At 69.0% G+C, this 20,221-nt stretch carries 17 protein-coding genes; 5 read left to right on the top strand and 12 right to left on the bottom strand.

Annotation, left to right across the window (positions count from 1 at the left end):
• Positions 1-47 precede the first annotated feature (47 nt).
• The 9 genes from ACFQS7_RS25920 to ACFQS7_RS25880 form a co-directional block, all read right to left on the bottom strand.
• A complete protein-coding gene (locus ACFQS7_RS25920; protein WP_380070038.1) occupies positions 48-554 on the bottom strand; it encodes a Calx-beta domain-containing protein in 507 nt (168 codons plus the stop codon).
• Positions 555-1,021: 467 nt separating this feature from the next.
• Positions 1,022-1,273: a hypothetical protein gene (locus ACFQS7_RS25915; RefSeq protein ID WP_380070037.1), complete on the bottom strand. Its 252-nt coding sequence runs from the start codon at positions 1,271-1,273 to the stop codon at positions 1,022-1,024.
• 114 nt (positions 1,274-1,387) lie between these two features.
• Positions 1,388-1,831, bottom strand: coding sequence for a CBS domain-containing protein (locus ACFQS7_RS25910; RefSeq protein ID WP_380070036.1), 444 nt, complete (start codon positions 1,829-1,831; stop codon positions 1,388-1,390).
• 566 nt (positions 1,832-2,397) lie between these two features.
• Positions 2,398-4,269, bottom strand: a complete 1,872-nt coding sequence (locus ACFQS7_RS25905; protein WP_380070035.1) for a TRAP transporter large permease subunit — start codon at positions 4,267-4,269, stop codon at positions 2,398-2,400.
• A gap of 23 nt (positions 4,270-4,292) precedes the next feature.
• On the bottom strand, positions 4,293-5,318 hold the full coding sequence (locus ACFQS7_RS25900; RefSeq protein WP_380070034.1) for a TRAP transporter substrate-binding protein: 1,026 nt from the start codon (positions 5,316-5,318) through the stop codon (positions 4,293-4,295).
• Positions 5,319-5,361: 43 nt separating this feature from the next.
• A complete protein-coding gene (locus ACFQS7_RS25895) occupies positions 5,362-6,165 on the bottom strand; it encodes an SDR family NAD(P)-dependent oxidoreductase (RefSeq protein ID WP_380070033.1) in 804 nt (267 codons plus the stop codon).
• A complete protein-coding gene (locus ACFQS7_RS25890; protein ID WP_380070032.1) occupies positions 6,162-7,547 on the bottom strand; it encodes a four-carbon acid sugar kinase family protein in 1,386 nt (461 codons plus the stop codon). The genes ACFQS7_RS25895 and ACFQS7_RS25890 overlap by 4 nt, the downstream gene beginning before the upstream one ends.
• A complete protein-coding gene (locus ACFQS7_RS25885) occupies positions 7,544-8,830 on the bottom strand; it encodes a ribulose-bisphosphate carboxylase large subunit family protein (RefSeq protein ID WP_380070031.1) in 1,287 nt (428 codons plus the stop codon). The genes ACFQS7_RS25890 and ACFQS7_RS25885 overlap by 4 nt, the downstream gene beginning before the upstream one ends.
• 2 nt (positions 8,831-8,832) lie before the next feature.
• Positions 8,833-9,621, bottom strand: coding sequence for an SDR family NAD(P)-dependent oxidoreductase (locus tag ACFQS7_RS25880; RefSeq protein ID WP_380070030.1), 789 nt, complete (start codon positions 9,619-9,621; stop codon positions 8,833-8,835).
• Positions 9,622-9,811: 190 nt separating this feature from the next.
• On the opposite strand from ACFQS7_RS25880, the gene ACFQS7_RS25875 reads away from it, so the two are divergent.
• Together ACFQS7_RS25875 and ACFQS7_RS25870 are read left to right on the top strand one after the other, a co-directional pair.
• On the top strand, positions 9,812-10,702 hold the full coding sequence (locus tag ACFQS7_RS25875) for a LysR substrate-binding domain-containing protein (RefSeq protein WP_380070029.1): 891 nt from the start codon (positions 9,812-9,814) through the stop codon (positions 10,700-10,702).
• A 490-nt stretch (positions 10,703-11,192) separates the two neighbouring features.
• The gene (locus ACFQS7_RS25870) at positions 11,193-12,401 is read left to right on the top strand and encodes an IS256 family transposase (RefSeq protein WP_380070028.1); all 1,209 of its coding nucleotides are present in this window, start codon (positions 11,193-11,195) and stop codon (positions 12,399-12,401) included.
• A 460-nt stretch (positions 12,402-12,861) separates the two neighbouring features.
• On the opposite strand, the gene ACFQS7_RS25865 is transcribed toward ACFQS7_RS25870, so the two are convergent.
• The 3 genes from ACFQS7_RS25865 to ACFQS7_RS25855 form a co-directional block, all read right to left on the bottom strand.
• Positions 12,862-13,323 (bottom strand): hypothetical protein, encoded by a 462-nt coding sequence (locus ACFQS7_RS25865; RefSeq protein WP_380070027.1) that lies wholly within the window; start codon positions 13,321-13,323, stop codon positions 12,862-12,864.
• A 321-nt stretch (positions 13,324-13,644) separates the two neighbouring features.
• Positions 13,645-14,172 (bottom strand): hypothetical protein, encoded by a 528-nt coding sequence (locus ACFQS7_RS25860; protein ID WP_380070026.1) that lies wholly within the window; start codon positions 14,170-14,172, stop codon positions 13,645-13,647.
• A 239-nt stretch (positions 14,173-14,411) separates the two neighbouring features.
• A complete protein-coding gene (locus ACFQS7_RS25855; RefSeq protein WP_380070025.1) occupies positions 14,412-15,575 on the bottom strand; it encodes an MFS transporter in 1,164 nt (387 codons plus the stop codon).
• Positions 15,576-15,672: 97 nt separating this feature from the next.
• Between ACFQS7_RS25855 and ACFQS7_RS25850 the strand changes: the two genes are divergently transcribed.
• From ACFQS7_RS25850 to ACFQS7_RS25840, 3 genes are read left to right on the top strand one after another with little or no spacing between them, the layout of a single operon-like run.
• Positions 15,673-17,409, top strand: coding sequence for an IucA/IucC family protein (locus tag ACFQS7_RS25850; RefSeq protein WP_380070024.1), 1,737 nt, complete (start codon positions 15,673-15,675; stop codon positions 17,407-17,409).
• A 29-nt stretch (positions 17,410-17,438) separates the two neighbouring features.
• Positions 17,439-18,440, top strand: coding sequence for a GNAT family N-acetyltransferase (locus ACFQS7_RS25845; protein ID WP_380070023.1), 1,002 nt, complete (start codon positions 17,439-17,441; stop codon positions 18,438-18,440).
• Positions 18,437-20,218 (top strand): IucA/IucC family protein, encoded by a 1,782-nt coding sequence (locus ACFQS7_RS25840; RefSeq protein ID WP_380070022.1) that lies wholly within the window; start codon positions 18,437-18,439, stop codon positions 20,216-20,218. Before ACFQS7_RS25845 ends, ACFQS7_RS25840 begins: the two co-directional genes overlap by 4 nt.
• The last annotated feature ends 3 nt before the right edge of the window (positions 20,219-20,221 follow it).

Genomic DNA, 20,221 nt, shown 5'->3' with positions numbered 1-20,221 from the left:
AGCGCCACGCCGGCGCGGCAGGCCGCCAAAGCCACGAACCACCGACCTCACCGCCGCGACGTAGCCACCAGCCAAACTGGGGAATTTTCAGCCAGCGCTTTCGAGGAATCCCACCTCAGCATTGACATGGGCTCACAGGTTCTGATCAGCGAGACTTGGTATAAGCTGATTTTCGAAATAATGTCGTCATTAAGGACAATAGTCGTGGCGGTCTTAGTCCCAAGAACCAGACCAGAAGATGGAGTTAACAGAGTGACTCGGATGGCCTCGTCTGATTCGACGGCCGTGTCGCCAGCAACACTGACGGTGATCATTTGGCTCGTCTCACCGGGGGCGAAGGTCACAGTGCCAGAAGGGAACGAGCCGCGCAGGAAATCCGCTGCGATGGCAGGGATCGTGCCAGTGCCGTTCACCTGCCACTGTACGGTCTGGGCGGCGGAAGACGGTGCGTCCAGGCTGATGGTGAGGCTGAGAGAGGTTGAGTTGAAAATTGCCTTCAAATGCCTCACTACTGTTCGAATAAATGTTGACATGGGGAGCAACAGGATCGTCATTTAATATTGTACCAGTAGCAATATAGCCAAATCCTTCTGAAATATTAACGTTATTGACGTTTATATAAAATACCTCGTCCTGTTCGTAATTGAGATCTTGCTTCAGGTATACTGTGATTTTTGTGCCGCTTGCGTTAGCAGGAGTACTTATAGTTCCTAACGGGGGTATATATTCTACGAAATCAGAAGCACTGATCTTATACCCGGCACTGTATATAGTTACGCCCCAAGAGAAAGTCCGGGCCGGCTCACAATTTCCCACGTTGGGGTCAAGATAGTCCGCGAATCTAAATGTAACAGATGTAAAACTATTGCCAGTAGAATCGGAACCTTCAACAAAAAAGTTTCCACTGGGTAAATATTCATGGGCCACCATGCCTAATTACACAGGCCAAAGCTCGGTTACTCGGGGATGTAAGTTATAACTAAAAAAGGTACCTCGGCGACGCATGATTTGTCGATGCTTCTCAGGATTTGTGCTTTAAACGGTCGCGGTATTTTGTGCAGCGGTGAGTGTCCTGGATTCTGCTGGAACCCGACGAGCGTTGCATTTTGGGCACATTCAGGTCGGCCCTACGATGCAGCTTGTCGAAAGTGCGGCGAGATTCGGCTTTTATAACCCGTCGTGAAACCCGCGTTCCAGCCGAGGCCTGACTGGCGTCATCAGCGGTGTTGTCGGTCAGCACGCATGCGATGGTCTCGCCGTCATCAGCATTCACGGAAAGCTGCAACTTCCGCGAGGACCGGCAGGTTCGACCGTGCTTCTCCTCGTCCTAATCGCCCTGGCCGAACAGCTTCAGGAATAAGCTAGCGACGGCAACGCGGTTCGTCCGTCATCCCCCAGGGCTGTCGGTCATGATGTAGCCCGTTAGGTCGCTCACGTTGCGCTCCAGATTCCGGATAATGTCCTTGACGACGTCCCCGATCGAAATCACGCCCACGACCTTGCCCGCATCCAGCACTGGCAGATGACGAATGCCGCGCGCGGCCATCATTGTCATACAGCCTTCCAACGGGTCATCTGGTCTGACCGTCACCGGATTACCCGTCATCACGCGACTCACCGGCGTCTGCTTCGCATCGAGCCCCGGCAGCAGCACTTTGATGGCACAGTCGCCCTGGGTCACGATGCCGACCAGCACGTCGTCATCGATGACCAGCACCGACCGAACCCGGTTGTCGCGCATCTGGCGCAGGGCGTCGACGACCATGTCGCCCGAGCGAAGATGGATTAGGGCGCCAGTTTTCTGGGCGAGCACGCTGTTGACCGTGATCATTGGTTTGCTCCCGTGGGCCCTGTCCTGCCCAGCCTTGGTGTTTCGCATTGAAGGTTAGTGCATCGGCAGCCCCGCCGTCACGCTGGCCGGAAACGGGGCGGAGCGGGGCGGCTACCGTTGACGGTTGATCGTGTCGGATGCCGGAGAACGGGAATATGCACGCGAGGACGAAGGGGCGCCGGGCCAGAGCGCGGGAGATGTTCGCCCGCACCGCAAGGTCACAGTGGTCAACCAGCGTGCCCGACGTGACCGTGGCCAACTGCCGGGCAGGCGACTTGGCGGATGCCGCGCCCGCCTCGTTGACCCGGTTCGTCGAGCTTGACGCAACCGCCTGGACCACCAACACCGTGCGCGTGATGGCGCGGAACATCTCGCCAGGGGTGCCCTTCGACTTCAATCCGGCTTCGCGGTTGGTGCAGGTGACGAAGCCACGGGTAGCCCAACGCTCGGTTCGCGACATCGCGGCGAGCGGATCAAAGAAGGTAGCGTTCACCCCGTCCGGCGCCCGTTCCTACCGGGCGGCCTCTACTGCCAGCCAGCATTGCGACCGGCAGGCGAACTCTGGGTCACAACACCGCGGTGGAGATCGCCGGGAACAGGATGATGGCCAGCAGCCCCAGCACCAGCGCGCCCAGATAGAACCAGATGGTCTTCATGGCCGCGTCCGGCTCGACCTTGCCGATCGAGCAGGCGATGTAGAAGCCGATGCCCACCGGCGGCGCGAACATGCCGATGTTCATCGAGACGACGGCGACCATCGCGTAGTGCACGGGATGGATGCCAAGCTGCGCGGCGATCGGGAACATCAGCGGCGCCAGCAGCACGATGGCTGGCAGCCCCTCCAGCAGGCAGCCGAGGGAGAGGAAGACGACCGCGGTCACCACTAGGTACACCATCCAGCCGCCCGGCAGCCCGCGCATGAAGCCCGACAGGGTCTGCGCGAAGCCGGTCTGGGTCAGTACCCAGGCGCCGGCGGCGGCGGTACCGAGGATGAGCAGGATCGCCCCGGTCATCGCCGCCGTCTCGACCAGCATGCGGTAGATGTCGCGTGGCCCGAGCCGGCCGTAGAGCGTGCTGCCGATCACCAGGGCATAGAGCACCGCGATGGCGGAGACCTCGGTCGCCGTCGCCACGCCCTCCGTCACCGCGCTGCGCACCACGAAGGGCAGCACCAGGGCGGGGATGGCGAAGACGAAGGCCTTGCCCATCACGGCCGCCGAGGCGCGGCGGACGCCCGTCATGTCCTCCCGCGACGCCTTCCAGCGGGCGGCGGCGGCAAGGATGAGCAGCAGGAACATCGCCACCACGAAGCCCGACGAGAACAGTGCCGCGATGGAGACTCCGGCGACCGAGCCGATGACGATCAGCACGATGGAGGGCGGCACGGTGTCCGCCATGATCGCGCCGGTGCCAAGCAGCGCCACCATCTCCTCTGGCTTATTGCCCCGTCGCTTCATCTCCGGGAACAGCGCCGGGGCAACGGTCGCCATGTCCGATACCTTGGAGCCGGAGATGCCGGAGACGAGGTAGAGCGAGCCGAGCATGACGTAGGACATGCCGGCGCGCACATGGCCGAGCAGCGCGCCGAGGAAGCTCACGATCGCCTTGCCCATGCCGGTGCTGTCCAGCACGCAGCCGAGCATGACGAAGATCGGCACGGAAAGCAGGATCAGGCTTGACATGCCTTCGTCCATCCGGCCGACGATGACGGTCAGCGGCAGCCGGGTGGAGAAGGCCAGGAAGCAGAGCGAGCCCATGCCGAAGCAGAAGGCGATCGGCACGCCGATCGCTAGGCAGCCGGCGATGACGCCGGCCAGCAGGACCAGGATGTTGCCTTTGCCCAGCGCGGCGAAGACCGGCTCGGCCAGCCACAGCGCGCCACCGGCCGCGAGGACGAGGCCAAGCGCCAGCAGCAGGTCGTCCCGCCGCGATTCCCGCCACAGCTTCGCCACGACCACCAGCAGCATGAGGCCGACGCCGAGCGGCAGGCCCGCCATCCGCCAGCCCACCGAGATGTCGAGGGCGGGGGCGGTGATGTCCTTCTCGAACCACCAATGCTCGATCGCCGACGGCAGCAGCCCGGCCAGGAACGCCGCCACCACCATCAGCCCCAGCGCCTCCAGCCGCGCCCGCGCCCGCGGCCCGACCCGGTTCGGCACCAGGGCGAGCCGCAGGTGCTCGTTGCGCTCGATGGCGATCACCGCGCCGAGCATGACCACCCAGAGGAAAAGCAGGGACGCGATCTCGTCCGCCGCGGTGATCGGGGCGGCCAGGACGTAGCGGCAGAACACCGCCACCAGCACCAGGCCGATCAGCCCGACCAGCAGGGCGGCGGCCACCGCCTCCAGCGGCCGGAGGAGGAAGCCGAGGCCCGAACCGGCCCGCGGCGGGGTGGCCGCGCCCGGCACGAGGCCGGCGCTGCTGGCGATGTCGCTCATCGGCCTTGCTACCTCCCGTGCGGTCAGGCGAGGCGCCCGACCGTCTCCTCCAGCAGGCCCCAGGGTTGCTCGCCGAAGCGCTCACGCCACTCGCGGTAGAAGCCGGCGGAGGAGAGGCGCTCGCGGAAGGGCGCCTGGTCGACGTCGTTGAACACCATGCCGCCTGCGGCCAGGTCGCCGCGGAGCGACGTGTTCTGCTGCGCGATCTCGGCACGCTGCTCCAGGCAGGCGGCGTTGACGATGCGCGTCACCGTCTCCTGCGTCGCGGCCGGCACCCGGCTCCAGGCCCGGCGGTTCATCAGGAACCACCAGCCGTCCCACATGTGGTTGGTGACGGAGGCATAGCGCTGCACCTCGAACAGCTTGGCGGCGGAGATGATGGCCGGCGGGTTCTCCTGCCCGTCCACCACCCGGGTCTGCAGGGCCGAGTAGACCTCGGCGAAGTTCAGTCCGGTGGGCGCGGCGCCGAGCGCACGGAACAGCGACAGCCACATTTGGCTGACCGGCACCCGCATCTTCAGGCCTCGCAGGTCGTCCGGCTGACCGATCGGGCGGACGCTGTTTGTCATCAGCCGGAAGCCGTTGTCCCAGATACGGTCCATCACCACCAGGCCGCTGCGGCCGATCTGCTCGCGGAGGTGCGCGCCCAGCTTGCCGTCCAGCGCCGACCAGACCGCGTCGTAGTCCTTGAAGGCGAAGCCGACGCCCGAGATGGCGGCGGCCGGGATCAGCGTGGACAGAGTGTTCACGCCCGAGTTCAGGAAGCACTCCAGCGCCCCGGAGCGGAGCTGCGAGAACATGTCGGTGTCCCCGCCGAGCTGGTTGTTGGGGAAGATCTGCAGTTCGAAGCGGCCCTCCGTCGCCTCCTTCGCCTTCTCCGCCGCCCGCGTCAGGTAGGTGTTGAGCGGGTGGCTGGCGGGCACGTTGGTGCCGACCTTGAAGTTGAATTCGGCCGCCGCGGCATGGCGCAGAGGTAGGGCCGTCGCCAGGCCCGCGGCGGTGCCGAGCAGGCCGAGGCGGCGGCGGGTGAGACGCGTGGTGCTGGTCATCGTCGTTTCCTCTGGTACTTCTTCTGGATTTTCTTGCGGGGCCTCAGCCCTGGCCGGGCGGGATCGCCTTGCTGCCGCGGAACATCAGGCCCGCAGCGCGGAAGCCGCCATCCACGTTCAGCGTGTGGCCGTGCACGTAGCGCGCCTCGTCGGAGCAGAGGAACACCGCGGCGTCCGCGATCTCCTCCGGCGTGCCGTAGCGGGTCATCGGGATCAGGTAGTTGTAGGCGGCACGGGTCGCTTGGTCGTGCGCGAATTTCGCCATCTCGGTCTCGATCGCGCCCGGGGCGATGTTGTTGACGTTGATGCCGTATTCCGCGAGCTCGACCGCCATCACCTTGGTCAGCAGCTCCAGCCCGGCCTTGGCCGCGCCATAGGCGGCGCGGCCATGCCCGCCGCGCTGGCCGGACAGGCTGGCGATGTTGATGATCTTCCCGCCCTCGCCGCGCTGCGCCATGGCGCGCGCGCAGGCCTGCGCCACGAAGAAGGCGCCGGAGAGGTTGATGGCGATGGTGCGCTGCCATTCCTCCGGGCCGATCTCGAGGAAGGGCGTGTTGCCGCCGATGCCGGCATTGTTGACGAGGATGTCGAGCTGGCCGTGTCGGGCGACGATGGCATCGACCATGGCGGCGACGGAGGCGTGGTCCGCCACGTCGACGCGCAGCACCTGGCCGTCGGCATGGCCGAGCGCCGCCACCGCCGCGGCCGCCCCGGCCTGGTTGACGTCGGCGATGACGGGGACCGCGCCCTCCGCCACCAATGCCCGCATAATGGCGAGGCCGATGCCCCGCGCCCCGCCCGTCACCAGCGCGATCTTGCCCTGCAGCCTCATGCTTTTCTCCGTCATGCTGCCTTCCCGTCCCGTGCGGCGCGGAAGAAGTCCTCGCGGCCGACCTGGCCGCCCTTGAGTGCGATCTGCAGCCCGTCCCGCGCCGCGTCCCCTGCCGCATGCGCGCGGCAGAGCGGCGACCCGGGGGCGAGCGGGGCGATGGCGGTCAGCGCATCGATGCCGAGCTGCCGCGCCGCATGGCCCGATGTGTCACCGCCGGCGATCACCGCCCGCCGCAGCCCCGACGCGCGCAGCAGCCTGTCCAGCACTTGGCCGAGGCCGGCGCCGATCCGGTCGTTCACCGCCTCGGCCGAAGCGCTGCTCGCCGCCAGCGCGGTGCGCAGCGCGGCCACTCCGGGGTCGTCCGGCCCGGCGGCGCTATAGACCAACGGGTCACGGCCCTCGGAGAGCGCGCGCAGCGCCTCCTCCGTCGCGCGCGCCAACTCGGCTTCCCAGGCCGCGGGATCGCCGGCGCGCTCGGTGCGCAGCCGCATCCCGGCGAAGCCATGGTGCAGCGCGTCGGCGATCTGCGCCGCGGTGACCGGGGAGACCGAGCCGGAGACGCAGGCGAGGCGCGCCGCGCCGACCGGCGGCAGGGCGGGGGCCGCCGCGGGCAGCAGCCCGGCCTGGCGCCAATGCGCGACCAGCGCGGCTTCCACCCCCTGCGAGCCGATGGCGAAGCCCGGCCCCGCCGCCTCCCGCTGCCAGATCAGCCGCCCGGCCTCGGCCAGCGTCTCGGCGTCCAGCACGTCGAGCGAGACGATGCGCGCGCCCCCGGCCAGCGCCGCGGCGAGCCGTGTCCCGGCCGCGCCGCGCTTCATGGCGGTGAAGTCCACCAGGCCGACCGGCAGCGCCGTCTGCCGCGCGAGGTGGCGGGCCAGGTCGGCCTCGTCCATCGGCGTCACCGGGTGGCGCGCCATGACGGGGTGGCGGTCCAGCCGGTGGCCGCGTCCGTCCGGCGTCGCGGCGAACAGGTGGCCGAAGCACTGGAACCGGCCCATCCCCGGATCGGCGACCAGCATGGGGAACCAGCCCGCGAATAGGTCGGCGGCGATCTCCGCCGCGCGGCCGATCGAGCCGACCTCGGGGGCGGAATCGAAGGTGGAGCAGACCTTGTAGTGCACCACCGGCGCGCCGGTGCCGCGCAGCCGCGCGAAGGCCTCTGGCAGGTGCGCGTCCATCCAGGCCGGCGGGCGGGACCGCGCGACGCTCGCCACGCCGATCCCCCGCGCGCCGGGAAAGGCCGCCAGCCGCTCCGGCGTCGGCAGGTCGAGGAACAGCACGGTCTCGAGCCCGGCGAAGGCCAGCGCCTCCATCGAGGCCGAGGCGCCGGTGAAGTCGTCGCCGAGGAAGGCGACCAGCGGCCCGGTGGCCGGCAGCGGGTGCGGCGGCGCGATCATGGGGTCTCCAGCGCCCGGGCCAGCGCGGGGCAGCCGCGGGCGTGCTGCGCCAGCGGGATGCCGGCCATCGCCGCCTCCCAGGCCTCGCGCAGCGCGCGGACGCCGGCGCCCGGCCCGTCGGGATGGGCGACGATGCCGCCACCGGCGGTCATGATCAGGTCGGGGCTGCGCAGCGCCGCCCAGGTGCCATGCGCCTGCCGCACCGTCTGGCCGGAGGAGAAGACCGGCAGCACGGTGCAGGGCTTGCCCGGGAACATCGGCTCCAGGCAGGCGCGGGCGGAATCGATGACGCTCGCATCCGTCTCGCTGAACTTGTTGTCCAGCCCGTTGACATGCATGTGGTCGGCGCCGGCCAGCCGCCACAGCTTCTGCCAGGCCACATAGGACCAGCCGAGGCTCGGGTGCCGCGACAGGGCGCCCCAGCCGTTGCGGTGGGCATGGATCGGCAGCCCGCCCAGCCGGCGCAGCGCGCCCAGCCCGACGAGGCCGAGCGAGTTCAGGCTCGCCATCATGCAGGTGGCGCCCTCGGCCAGCAGCAGGTCGTGCCGCCGCTGCATCTCGTCCAGCTCGCCGGTGAGGTTGAAGGCGTACATCACCTTCCTGCCGGTGCGGTCGGCATGCCGGTTGATCACCGGCATCACCGCCCGCACCCGCGCCTCGAAGGGGCAGCCCGGGCCGTCGGCCTGCAGCTCGTCGTCCTTGATGAAGTCGATCCCGGCGGCGCAGAGCTCCGCCACCAGCGCGGCGGTGGCCTTGGCGGTGAGGCCGACGCTCGGCTTGACGATGGTGCCGATCAGCGGCCGCCCCTCAACGCCGGCGAGGCGCCGCGTGCCCGCGATGCCGAAGCCGGGACCGGGATAAGCATCGGCGAAGGCCTGCGGCAGCCGGAGGTCGAGCAGCCGGAGCCCGCTGACGGACGCCAGCTCGAACAGGTTGCCGGCGACCGTGGCCAGCAGGTTGGGCAGCGAGGGCCCCAGATTGGCGAGCGGCCAGGAGAGGGTAAACCGGGCGCGGCTGATGCGCTCGCCGCCCCACTCGCCCCGGGCGGAGGGCAGCGAGCGGCTCATCAGTCCAGTCTCCAGCACCTCCAGCGCCTCGACGCGGGCGGCGGCGCGTTCCTTGAGCTCCGGCGTCTCGCCGGGCACCGGCACGAAGGTGCCGCTCGACTGCTCGCCGGCGATGATCTCCGCCGCGTGGCGGGGGTCGATCGGCGTCTCCAGCAGGTAGTCGGCCTCGATCCGCAGGGGCGATGCGGGCGGGACGGCGGGGCGGGCGGCGTCCATGCTCAGGCCACCCGGCAGGTGAGGCCGCCATCGACCGGCAGGCTGACGCCGGTGATGTAGCCGGCCTCGTCGGAGGCGAGGAACAGCGCGGCCTGCGCCACGTCCCAGGCGGTGCCCATCTTGCCGGTCGGGCAGGCGGCGTCGCGCGCCGCCACCATCTCCGCCGCATCGGCATACTGGCCGGAGATCTGCTGGTGGATCAGCGGCGTGTTCATCAGGCCAGGCATGATCGCATTCACCCGGATGCCGTCGCGGGCGTGCTGCAGCGCAAGGCCCATGGTGAAGTTGTTCACCGCTGCCTTCGCCGCGTAGTAGGCGGGGTAGGGGTAGCCGGTGTAGCGGATGGCGGCGATCGAGGAGACGTTGACGATCGCCCCGGCGCGCTGGCGCAGCATGTGCGGCAGGACATGCTTGCAGGCGAGGAAGCAGCCCGTGACGTTCAGGTCGAAGGACCGGTGCCAGGTCGCCTCGTCCATCTCGACCGGCCCGCCCATGGCGGCGTAGCCGACGTTGTTGTGCAGGATGTCGATACGGCCGCGGTCGCCGACCACGGCCGCGACCACCGCCGCGACCGCGGCGCTGTCGGTGACGTCGCAGGCATGCGCGCTGGCCGAGTTGCCCCCGCCCCGGATGATGCCGGCCGTCTCCTCCGCCGCGGCGGGGTTGACGTCCACGCAGGCGACATGCGCGCCGTGGCGGGCGAAGAGGGTGGCGGTGGCCTTGCCGTTGCCCCAGCCGGGGCCGATCGAGCCGGCCCCGAAGACGATGGCGACCTTGTTCTGCAGGCGCATGGCGTGGCCTCCCGCGGGCCGGGTTCCGGAAGGGGGTGGCAGGCAGCGCGGCCGGCCGCGTTGGGCGGCGGCAGGCAACGGTTTCCTCGAGGTCTTCCTTGGCCCGGACGCTAGGCGCCCGCACCCTGGCCGCACACCGCAAATCGGCGCAGAGTGGTGTGAGCTTTCCTCACGGCAGGACCGCCCGGCCATGACCGCTTCCCGCCTGCCGCTCAATGCCCTGCTTGCCTTCGAGGCCGCCGCCCGCCGGCGCAGCATGTCGGCCGCGGCGCAGGAGCTGGGCGTGACGCATGGGGCGGTCAGCCGGCATGTGCGCGGGCTGGAGGAGCGGTTCGGCGTACCGCTGCTGCGGCGGCTGGCGAAGTCGGTGGAGCCGACGGCGGCCGGGTCGCAGCTGGCAGCCAGCCTGGCCGAGGGCTTCAAGCTGATGCAGATCGGCGTCGCGCGGCTCACGCCCGGGGCGCTCACCCTCGCTTGCTCGGCCACCATCATGAACCACTGGCTGATCCCACGGCTCGGCCGCTTCAAGCGCGCGCATCCGGAGGTCGAGATCCGCCTCAACGTCAGCCACGGCGAGGTCGACTTCGTGCGGGACGAGATAAGCCTCGCCATCCGCTCCAGCATGGTCCGCGCGCCGGCCGATGTCGGGACGCGGCCATTGCTGCGGGAGGAGATCGGCGCGGTCTGCCACCCCGACTACGCGGCGCAGGCGGGACTGGCGGTTCCGGCCGACCTTGCGGGGGCGCGCCTGCTCGGCACCGTGACGCGCCCGGCAGCTTGGGACGAATGGCTGGCCGCCACCGCGCAGCGGTCACTGCGGCTGGAGGCGCAGGAGAGCTTCGAGCACTTCTATCTGCTGATCCAGGCCGCCGCCTGCGGGCTCGGCGTTGGCATTGCCCCGCGCTTTTTGGTGGCAGACGAGATGCGACGCGGCCAACTGGTCGCGCCTTTTGGCTTCGTCGAAGGGCCGCACGTCCTCAACCTCTGGGTGGCGTCGCACCTGCGGGCGCGCCTCGATCTGAAGCGGCTGGCAGAATGGATTGAGGCGGAGATGCAGGATCCTACCGCCAACCGCGGCTAAGCTTCAGCGTCACTGAGTCATAGGAGCAACGCGGCCCAGCCGGACCACCCTGGGCGTAGGGGCACTGACCGTGCCGGTCGAGGCCTTTCCGTCCGCCTGCAATTGATTGATGGCCTGCCGGGCCGCCAGAGAGTTTTATTGCCCATTTTCCACCGCTGCAGCGGTGGGAACCGGAATACGAAATCTTGTGGTGAGGACCCCCGATCGTCGGGTGGCACCGTGGCCGAAAGGTCAGGCTTCTGCTTTCCTTGCCTAGCCGACACGCCCCTGGATGTAGCTCCGGATCCGCCACAGACGTTCGGCATCGGGCAGCGCGCGGTACCGCTGGCGGCACCGTGCCGTCTTGGCGTGTTCGGGCGGCCGCAGCGGTAGCGTCCACGGACGTGGTGGAAAATTCGGCCTTGGCCGGAGTGTAGGGCTGGGGTGGCCATCGGACCTGGCGGCTAGGGTGGAGTTGCGAGGCTCCCACCCCTGACCGCCCGAGGACCCGATGACCAAGGAGAGACTGCCACTGGCGGAACTGCTGGCGAAAGCCGAGGACGGCGACTTCCTCCGCAGCGTCGCCGAGGCGGTGCTGCAGATGCTGATGGAGGCCAACGTGGAAGGCCTGATCGGGGCCGGGCGGCACGAGCGCACCGGCGAGCGGCTGAACTACCGGAACGGCTTCCGCGACCGCACGCTCGACACCCGGCTGGGCTCGCTGCAGCTCCGGATCCCGAAGTTGCGGCAGGGCAGCTACTTCCCACCCTTCCTCGAGCCCCGGAAGACCTCGGAGAAGGCCCTGGTGGCGGTGATCCAAGAGGCCTGGATCGGCGGGGTCTCGACCCGGCGGGTGGACGAGCTGGTGCAGGCGATGGGCCTGTCCGGCATCTCGAAGTCCACCGTCTCGAAGCTCTGCAAGGACATCGATGAGCGGGTCGGCGCCTTCCTCAATCGGCCGCTCGCTGGCGAGTGGCCCTACCTGTGGCTGGACGCCACCTATCTCCGCCAGCGCGAGGGCGGTCGCATCGTGTCGGTGGCCGCGATAATCGCCGTGGCCTGCGATGCCGAGGGGCACCGCGAGATCGTCGGCCTGCACATCGGCCCGTCGGAGGCTGAGACTTTCTGGTCTGCCTTTCTCAAGAGCCTGGTGAAACGCGGCCTAAAGGGTGTGAAGCTGGTCATCTCCGATGCACATGAGGGGCTGAAGGCGGCGATCGCCCGGGTGCTCGGCGCGACCTGGCAACGGTGCCGGGTCTATTGGATGAGGAATGCCTTGGCCCATGTCGGCAAGGCCCAGCAATCCATGGCCTCGGCCGCGCTGCGTCAGGCGTTCCTGCAGCCCGACCAGGCCAGCGCACGACAGACCTGGCGCCATGTCGCCGACCAGCTCCGCCCGCGCTGGCCCAAGCTCGGCACGCTGATAGACGAGAGCGAGGACGACGTCCTCGCCTACATGTCCTTCCCCGCTCCGCAGAGGACCAAGCTGCACTCGACGAACCCGCTGGAACGCCTGAACGAGGAGGTGAAACGCCGCGCCGACGTGGTCGGCATCTTTCCCTCGGAAGCCTCCATCATTCGCGTGATCGGTGCCGTCCTGCTCGAGGCCAATGACGAGTGGCAGATGCAGCACCGCTACATGGGCGTCGAGGCCATGGCCGAGATGCTCAGCCCAGCGCCCACCAACGAGACCCTGCAACTGCCACCCAGGCCCGCCTGAGCCGTGGCCGCCAAAAGCCCATCAGCAAATTCCACCACGTTGACGGACGCTATCGCCGCAGCGGCGAGCCGCAACGCCACTGCATTTATCTCCTCCTGGTCCGCGAAGCAGTCAAGGAGTGGTCTGCAGGCTTGGCCGTAGAGCCGCACCACGTCGAGCGCCGGTATGGCTGGAAAACCCGCGATCTTCAGCGGCATCCAGAGCCACTCTCCGTCAAATGTAGGTTGATCCGCGAGGACCAGCGCACGCTCCGGCGCAAGCACACGGACCGCATGCCGCGCCATGGCTTTGTGCGAGCTTCCCTGCACTTCCGACATGGACCGGCAGATCCCGCGCACTGCCTCTAGGAAGACCAACCAATCGGCCCAGGTCGGAGCAGTAGGCCGCAGTCCGACTGCATATGAGCGGGTCGTTCGGGCAGTTACTTCCGCCTCATCACTTGACGCAGAGCGTAGCGTGATCAATGGAATGTCGCCCGTTCGGCAGGGTTGCTTCCCGCGTCGGGCTGCGGCCGCGTCGCGGCGTGCGCGTGGAAGCACAGTCCGCAACTGCGTGCTGCCGCCGCCAAGCGCATGGCCAATGGCAGCGTCGACATGATGGCGGGTTGTACGAGCCAATCCGTCAGAACGGCCAATGCACTGAGGACATCGTCCCGCTGCAAGGCGTCAAGCAGGAGAAGCAGGTCGTCCTCGTCGACGCCAAGCTGCGGGCAGAGGCAACATCGAATGTCCAGCGGGCGTCGCATCGCGTGATGGACAGCGCAGAGGAATGCATCGAATGCCTGCACCGCATCCTCCGGCAGCTCGCCTTGCCTGCAGACCTCACGCCAGTGGAGCGAGGCCGCGCCACCAGGGCGGCGCACCGCCACCCAAGTTCGCAGAACCGCAATGCAGAAAAGTGCCTCTGGCTCGAGCTCGTTCACCGGGCGGCCTTGATCCACATCCTCTCGATGCATGCACCTCGCCATCCGACTAATCCCAATGGTCCAGCCGTACCTCATTGCAGCGCATCGAGGGCCCGAGGGCGAGGGTCTGGCGGCTTGGCCCAGTCGGTGGCGGATGGCCGACCTGCGACGGGCGGGTGCTGGGGCGCTGGCCCTGCCGCTGTGCTGCGGCGTCGACCGCGCGGCAAGCGTCCGTGGCCATCGCATCAGCGTCTATTCGCATCAGGCGGTCCCGTGCCATCAACGCTGTGAAGGCGGCAGTGCCGAGCGAGCGGTGTCTAATCATGCGGACCTCCCCCCTCAGTGCCGGGTGGACGGGGGCAGCAGCCAGAGCGTGTTACCTACCCCTACTACCCCGGTGACATCGACCAGCAGACGGGGCCTGAGAGCGAGGCCGGCCGCCAGAAATAAACCCCCCAGGCCGCGCAGCGGCCCAAGCGCGAAGTCAGCGCCGATGCCGGACAGCAGACCGTCTCGAAGCGCCTCCCCCGCCAGCCAGGCCTCTCGGTCCTGGACCAAGCGTGCGGCATGCAGCAGCCGCTGCTCATCTGCAGCAAGCCGCGGGCAATGTGGGCAGCCGATACCGACAGGCCGATTCGCGGTGCGGGCAACGATGCGCAGAAACATGTTGAGCGATACTGCCGCCAGCGGGACGCCGGCCGCCGTCATTCGCGCATCGAGGCGCGGCATCGGATCCGCAGCCCGCCGCAGGTCATCGACCCAACCGCGAAGGCCGCAAAGCAGCACGGCTTCCGGCCAATCCAGCGCCTCCAGCATACTTGGATAGCCGTGCAGGACCGGTGGGGCGAACGGCGCAGTGCGGCCCATGGGTGTGCTCCTGGTCTCTTCACAGGAACAGATTAGGCATATTTGCGAATGAGTCGCAATCGCATTTCTGCAAAAGCGCAAGATCGCCGATGTCGCTTCAGTACGCGAGGAGGCACGGCACTGCTCTGTCCCACGGCACGGCCTCGTCTGCCGGTTCCGTCAGCGACGCACGCGGCGCCGGACACAGTCGCAGCCAAGCGGAGTGCCGGGTGGAAGCGGCCGCGGCAGTTCCTGGCAGGCTACCGTGCCTGGCCGGCTTCCCGCCGCTGGGCGGCAATGAGCAGCAGCAGCGCCGCCGCCGCGGGCAACGTGAGCGACGCGGCGGCAAGTGTCGGATAGCCCGCAACCAGGATCCCGAAGATCGGTGCCGCGGCCGCATAGGCGGTCGCCTGGATCGCCGCGGTGCGGCCGGCGATTCGTCCTCGCGCGCATGCCGGCGCCCCGTGCATCAACGCAGCCATCGCTGCCGGAACGGCAATGCCGATCCCGGCCGCCACCAGCGCGATGCCGGCCGCGATGGCGACAAGGTTTGCGAAGGGCGCCAGGATGGCCGCTCCGATAATCGCCAGCCCGGCTCCGACGTTTGGGCGCCAGTGTTCGGGAAAGCGGTGGGATAGCAGGTTGCCCGCGATGGCTGCCGTGGCCGCCATGCCCATGAACCATCCGGTCCAACGCGTGGCCTGGGCCACCTCCAAGCCGAGCGTCGCCAGCAGCAAAGGTCCAAGGATGTATTGGGCGCCACCCCCCAGCAGGTGTAAGGCCAGTAGGGCCAGCAGCACCGGCCAAGCCAGGGCTTGTGGCGCCGTGTCGATGCGCGGCGCGGCGGGTGCGGCGCTCGCCGCCGCTGGGTTCGGCAGGAAGACCAGTATGAGCAGGGCGAGGCAGGTGGCCGCGGCCAGCATCCCCAAAGTCCCGGCCGCACCGATGCCGCCGATCAGGGCCACGGCCAGGGGCCCGAACAGGCGCCCCGCATTCTGGGCCGCACTCGCCTTGCCTTGCAGGCGGCTTCCCGCCGCGGGGACGTCGCCCGCCCAGAGCCAGGCCTGCGCCGCCGGATGCAAGGCGGCCACACCGGCGCCGTTGGCGATCCGCGTTGCCAGCACGACGCCGAAGGCATGCTCCGTCGTCAGGGTGCCGGCGGCCACCAAGGCCGTGTAGCCGCAAAGCAGCCCCGAGGCGGCGCAGATGACGGCAAGCCCGCATCGCGCCGCCGGGGCAGGCCCTGCCCGATCGGCCAGCCTGCCCGCCAGGGGCGCCAGCCCGATCGTCGCCAGCAACCCCGCGCCGATGCCCACGCCGAGTTGGTCGGCGCCCAGGGCGAGCGCCTGCATCAGCAGCGGCAGGGCCGCGAGCGGCGCCGTTTGCGCGCCGGCCACCAGCCCCAGCGCCAGGATCAATCCCACTTTCGCCATCCGGGATGCCTGCCCTGCCATTCCGTACGCCTGAGTAATCGCGAATAATTCTCACTCGCATTCGCAATTGGCCGATTACAAGCATTCCATGACCTGTGACGCAACTGCGACCGACGGCGGTACCCCTACCGAGCAGGGCGCCGCGGAGGCCTTCCTCAACAGCCTTGCGCGGGAGTGGCCGGAATGCCGGCTGCGACCGGCCAAGCTTGGCTGGGACCTGGAGATGCCGGTCACGTCGCTCTCAGGCGTGCTGCGCGTCGCGGTGACGCATCGGTCATGCGCCGGGCGGCACGGGCTGCGGTTGCCGGTCCGCTTCTGCCCGGATGGCGGGGCCGAGCGGCCCATCGCCTGGGCCACCGCGGTCGCCGCGATGGCCGAGACCCTTGCCATCGAGCGCGGCCTGCCGCCGGCCACCGCCCGCCGCTTCGTCGAACGCGTGCTGGAAAGCATCGACACGATCGAGGCGATGCTACCGGGCAACCGGGGGCCGGAGGTCGCGGCGACGGATTTCCTCGCCGCGGAACAGGCGCTGCTGCTCGGCCATTTCCTGCACCCCGCGCCGCGTTCCGCCGCCGAATTGCGACCCGAGCGCGCGCGCTTCCTGCCCGGCCTGTCGCCCGGCTTCCGGCTGCATTGGGCCCTGGTGCTGCCGGAGGCCTTTGCCTCCGAGGATGTCGGGGGGCGAGCCGTCAAGGCGCTGCTGCACGATCTCGGCGCCCCGCGCGAACCGGGCTGGCTCGCGCTGCCCATGCATCCCTGGCAGGCAAGGCACCTTGCCACGCTGCCAGCGGTCGAGGCACTGCGGCGCGCCGGCATGTTGCGTTTCCAGGCTCAGCCGGAGGCGGGCCCGCTCTGGCACCCCACCGCCTCCGTCCGCAGCCTTTACAGTACCGAGGCGCCGTGGATGCTGAAGACCTCGCTCGGCGCGCGGATCACCAACTCCGTCCGTACGCTGTTCCCGGCCGAGCTGCAACGCGGCAAGGATGTCAGCCGGCTGCTGCGGAGCACGCTCGGCCCATCGATCGCGGCCCTCGCGCCACGGCTGACCTTTCTGGAAGAACCGGCGCATCTCGGCCTGCGGCACGACGGGGAGTTGCTCCCCGACAGCCTGGTCATCCTGCGGGACAATCCCTTCCGCGGTGCCGCCGCCCGCGATGCCGCAATGCTGGCGACGCTGTGCCAAACCGATCCGCAGGCCGGCCGGACGCCGCTTGCCGGCGTCGTCGCGGCTGCGGCCGCCTCGGCCGGCCTTTCGCTGAGGGAGGCGGGCCTCGACTGGCTCGGACGCTTTGCCGAACTACTGCCCCTGGCGCTGGCGCGGCTGCGCTGCCACCACGGCCTCCTGTTCGGGGCGCATGGGCAGAACGCGGTCCTGCGGCTGCGCCACGGTTGGCCCGTGCAGGCCTATGTCCGCGATTGCCAGGGGTCCGGCCATGTCGAGAGCGCGCATGCGCGGCTTGTCGCCGCGGTGCCAGGCATCGGGGAGCCGTCGGAGTCCGTCGTGCCCGATGCGGTGGGCGACCGGCTGCTCGGCTACTACGTCGTGGTCAATGGCCTGTTCGGGCTGGTCGCCGCCCTCTCGCGCGACGGTCTGGCGGAGGAGGCGGCGATGTTCCGCCTCCTCAGGGCGAAGTTCGAGCGCGCGCGTGCTGATCGCCCGCCCGACCCATCCTTCCTCGACTACATCCTCGACAGCCCAGCACTTGCCGCGAAGGGCAATTTCATGACCTTCCTTGAAGACGTCATCGAGAACCGTGGTTCGCGCGAGCAACACGCGATCTATCACGACCTTCCAAATCCGCTCCATATGCCGGTGGCGGCATGATCGCGGCCAGACGAGGCCCCGAAAGCTCCATGCCGCGTCATCGCTATACGGTGGGCGAGGCGGCAGCGCTCGAGGTCGAGATCACCGATGCTGCCATGTCCGTCCAGCAGGGCAAGCATCAGCTCCTGCGCGGCGAACTCGGCGAGGCGGGCCTTTCGGCGCATGCCATGGATGGTAGCGGCGGGCGGGCTCTCGCGCAGGCCCTTGCCGCCGCCGCTGCCGCGGTGTTCGAGGCGGATATCGATCGGGCCGAGCTCCTGCTCGGGCCGGGAACGCGGCCGGAGATCCTCGACACGGCCCTTGCGTATGGGTTGATCGCAGCCACCGGGGCACCGCTCATCCGGCGCCGGCAGTTGCTGCAGGTCCCGCTGCTCTGGCATCAGGACCCGCGCCCCGTGCCGCATCCGCGCCTGCCCTGCCGCCTGCCGGATGGCCGGATCCACCCGGAGCGGCCGCCGCTCGCGCAGGGCGTGGTCTACGACCGCTTCGACCCGCTGCTGGGCATGCGGATGTCCTTCAGGCGGGTGTCAGCCGACCGCGACCTGCCGCTGTTCCACGCCTGGATGAACGAGCTGCGCGTGGCCTATTTCTGGGAACTCGCGCAGGACGAGGCATCCCTGCACGCCTATCTGCGGCGGCTGGAAGAAGACGCGCATGCCTGGCCGCTGATCGGCTGCTTCGACGGCGACCCGGCGGGCTATTTCGAGATCTACTGGGCGAAGGAGGACCGGCTCGGCCCCCACTACGACGCCCACGACTATGACCGCGGCTGGCATGGGCTGATTGGCGCCCGTCAGCATCTCGGCCTGGCCAAGACCGCGGCTTGGCTGCGCGGCCTCACCCACTTCCTGTTCCTCGATGACACGCGCACCGAAAAGGTCGTGGGCGAGCCGCGCGTCGACAACGCCAAGCTGCTTCGCTACGCCGACGCGCTCGCCTACGACAAGGTCAAGGAGTTTGACTTCCCGCACAAGCGCTCGGCGCTGATGCACTGCTGGCGCGACCCGTTCTTCGACCGGGTGATGCGGTGAACGGCATCCCCGATGCCGCAGCGTGGCGGCAGGCGGGCCGCGTCCTGCTGGCCAAGGCCATCTCCGAATTCGCCTATGAGGAGGCGGTCCTGCCGGCGGTGGAATTGCAGCCGGACGGCAGCTTCATCGCATGCCTGCAGCTCGCCTCGGGCCTGCGCTACCGCTTCGCCGGGGCGCGGCGGATCTGGGGCAACCTCGCCATCGACCCTGACAGTCTGCGGCGGCTGGACGGCGCGCAGGACACGGAGGCGACCGACCCACGGCAATGGGTGCTCGATGCACGTGCTGAGCTCGGCGGCGATGCGGCGGCAACTGCCGGCTTCCTGCGCGAACTCGGCCGGACCTGGCAGGCCGAGGCCCTGCGGCTTGCCCGCTGCCGCGGCCTCGACGGCGCGGCCTGGCTTGCGCTGCCATCCGACCAGGCGCAGGCGCTGCTGTCCGGCCATCCCAAGGCGGTCGCCAACAAGGGACGGCTCGGCTGGGGCGATGCGGCGCTCGCGGCCTTCGCACCCGAACGGGCCGCGCCGTTCCATCTCGTCTGGGTGGTGCTCGATGCACGGCATGCGACCTGGGCCGCCGTGGACGGCGCCGATTTTGCCGGGGAATGCATCCCCGCCGAGGAACGCGACGCCTTCGACGCGGCAGTCGCCCGCAGCGGCATCGCGCCGGCGCACGCGCTGCCCGTGCCGGTGCATCCCTGGCAATGGGACAACGTCCTGCTGCCCGAATTCGCCGGCGAGATTGCCGCCGGGAGGATGGTGCCGATCGGCCGCTTCGGCGATCTCTATCGACCGCAGCAATCGATACGGACGCTGACGAACCTGTCCCGGCGAGGCCGGGCGGATGTGAAGCTTTCGCTGTCGATCCTCAATACCTCGGCCTATCGCGGCCTGGGTGGAGCGACCATCGCCGCCGGACAGGCACTCTCCGGGTGGCTGGTGGGGGTCATCGCGGCCGATCCGATGCTGCGCCGCCGGCGCGTCGCGGTCCTGCGCGAGCTGGCCGGGGCGCATTATGCGCATCCCGCCTATGCGGCGCTACCCGATGCGCCCTACCACTACCGCGAACATCTCGGCGCCGTGCTGCGCGAGAGCGCCGAGGCGCATGCGGTGCAGGACGAGGCGCCGGCGCTGTATGCCATGCTGCACGAGCGCGACGCGGCGGGGCGGCCGCTGGCCCTTGCCATGGCGCAGCAGGCCGGCCTCGGCATCGAAGCCTGGCTGGAGCGGCTTTTCGACCTCACCGTGGTGCCGCTGCACCACCTGCTCTGCCGCTACGGATGCTGCCCGATCGCGCATGGGCAGAATATCGTGCTGATGCTGAGGCAGGGCCTGCCGGTTGCGATGGCGCTGAAGGATTTCCAGGGCGACTTCGACCTTGCCGATACCGGCCAGGCCGAAGCCGCCGGGCTGCCCGGCCCGGTCGCCGCACTGCTGCCGCGGAAGCGCCCCGAGGTCGTGGTTCACAACATCCAGACCGCCCATTTCGTCACCACGCTCCGGTTCCTGTCGGATGGGCTGGTGGCCGCGGGCGCGCTGCCGGAGATCGCGTTCTACCGGATCCTGGCGCGCGTGCTGCGCGCCTACCAGCGCGAAGCCGCCCTGCCGCCGGCCGACTACGCGCGCTACGAGTTGTTCGCGCCGACGCTGCCGAAGGTGTGCATCAACAAGGTCCGGCTGGCCGTCGGCTATGGCGACACGGCGTCGCGGCCGCTTCCTGCGCTGGGCACGCCGCTGGTGAACCCGCTGCACCTTGCCGAAACTGGCGACCCGTGGTGACGG

The sequence above is a fragment of the Dankookia sp. GCM10030260 genome, from assembly GCF_042666655.1.
Classification (GTDB): domain Bacteria; phylum Pseudomonadota; class Alphaproteobacteria; order Acetobacterales; family Acetobacteraceae; genus Paracraurococcus.
The sequence above is the reverse complement of the archived record's forward strand: the minus strand, read 5'-3'. Positions and strand labels throughout refer to the sequence as shown.

What these genes read in the sequence shown, in the direction of transcription:
- ACFQS7_RS25920 (WP_380070038.1), bottom strand. Translation starts at nt 554, where the DNA reads ATGACGATCCTGTTGCTCCCCATGTCAACATTTATTCGAACAGTAGTG.
- ACFQS7_RS25910 (WP_380070036.1), bottom strand. Translation starts at nt 1,831, where the DNA reads ATGATCACGGTCAACAGCGTGCTCGCCCAGAAAACTGGCGCCCTAATC.
- ACFQS7_RS25905 (WP_380070035.1), bottom strand. Translation starts at nt 4,269, where the DNA reads ATGAGCGACATCGCCAGCAGCGCCGGCCTCGTGCCGGGCGCGGCCACC.
- ACFQS7_RS25900 (WP_380070034.1), bottom strand. Translation starts at nt 5,318, where the DNA reads ATGACCAGCACCACGCGTCTCACCCGCCGCCGCCTCGGCCTGCTCGGC.
- ACFQS7_RS25895 (WP_380070033.1), bottom strand. Translation starts at nt 6,165, where the DNA reads ATGACGGAGAAAAGCATGAGGCTGCAGGGCAAGATCGCGCTGGTGACG.
- ACFQS7_RS25890 (WP_380070032.1), bottom strand. Translation starts at nt 7,547, where the DNA reads ATGATCGCGCCGCCGCACCCGCTGCCGGCCACCGGGCCGCTGGTCGCC.
- ACFQS7_RS25885 (WP_380070031.1), bottom strand. Translation starts at nt 8,830, where the DNA reads ATGGACGCCGCCCGCCCCGCCGTCCCGCCCGCATCGCCCCTGCGGATC.
- ACFQS7_RS25880 (WP_380070030.1), bottom strand. Translation starts at nt 9,621, where the DNA reads ATGCGCCTGCAGAACAAGGTCGCCATCGTCTTCGGGGCCGGCTCGATC.
- ACFQS7_RS25875 (WP_380070029.1), top strand. Translation starts at nt 9,812, where the DNA reads ATGACCGCTTCCCGCCTGCCGCTCAATGCCCTGCTTGCCTTCGAGGCC.
- ACFQS7_RS25870 (WP_380070028.1), top strand. Translation starts at nt 11,193, where the DNA reads ATGACCAAGGAGAGACTGCCACTGGCGGAACTGCTGGCGAAAGCCGAG.
- ACFQS7_RS25860 (WP_380070026.1), bottom strand. Translation starts at nt 14,172, where the DNA reads ATGGGCCGCACTGCGCCGTTCGCCCCACCGGTCCTGCACGGCTATCCA.
- ACFQS7_RS25850 (WP_380070024.1), top strand. Translation starts at nt 15,673, where the DNA reads ATGACCTGTGACGCAACTGCGACCGACGGCGGTACCCCTACCGAGCAG.
- ACFQS7_RS25845 (WP_380070023.1), top strand. Translation starts at nt 17,439, where the DNA reads ATGCCGCGTCATCGCTATACGGTGGGCGAGGCGGCAGCGCTCGAGGTC.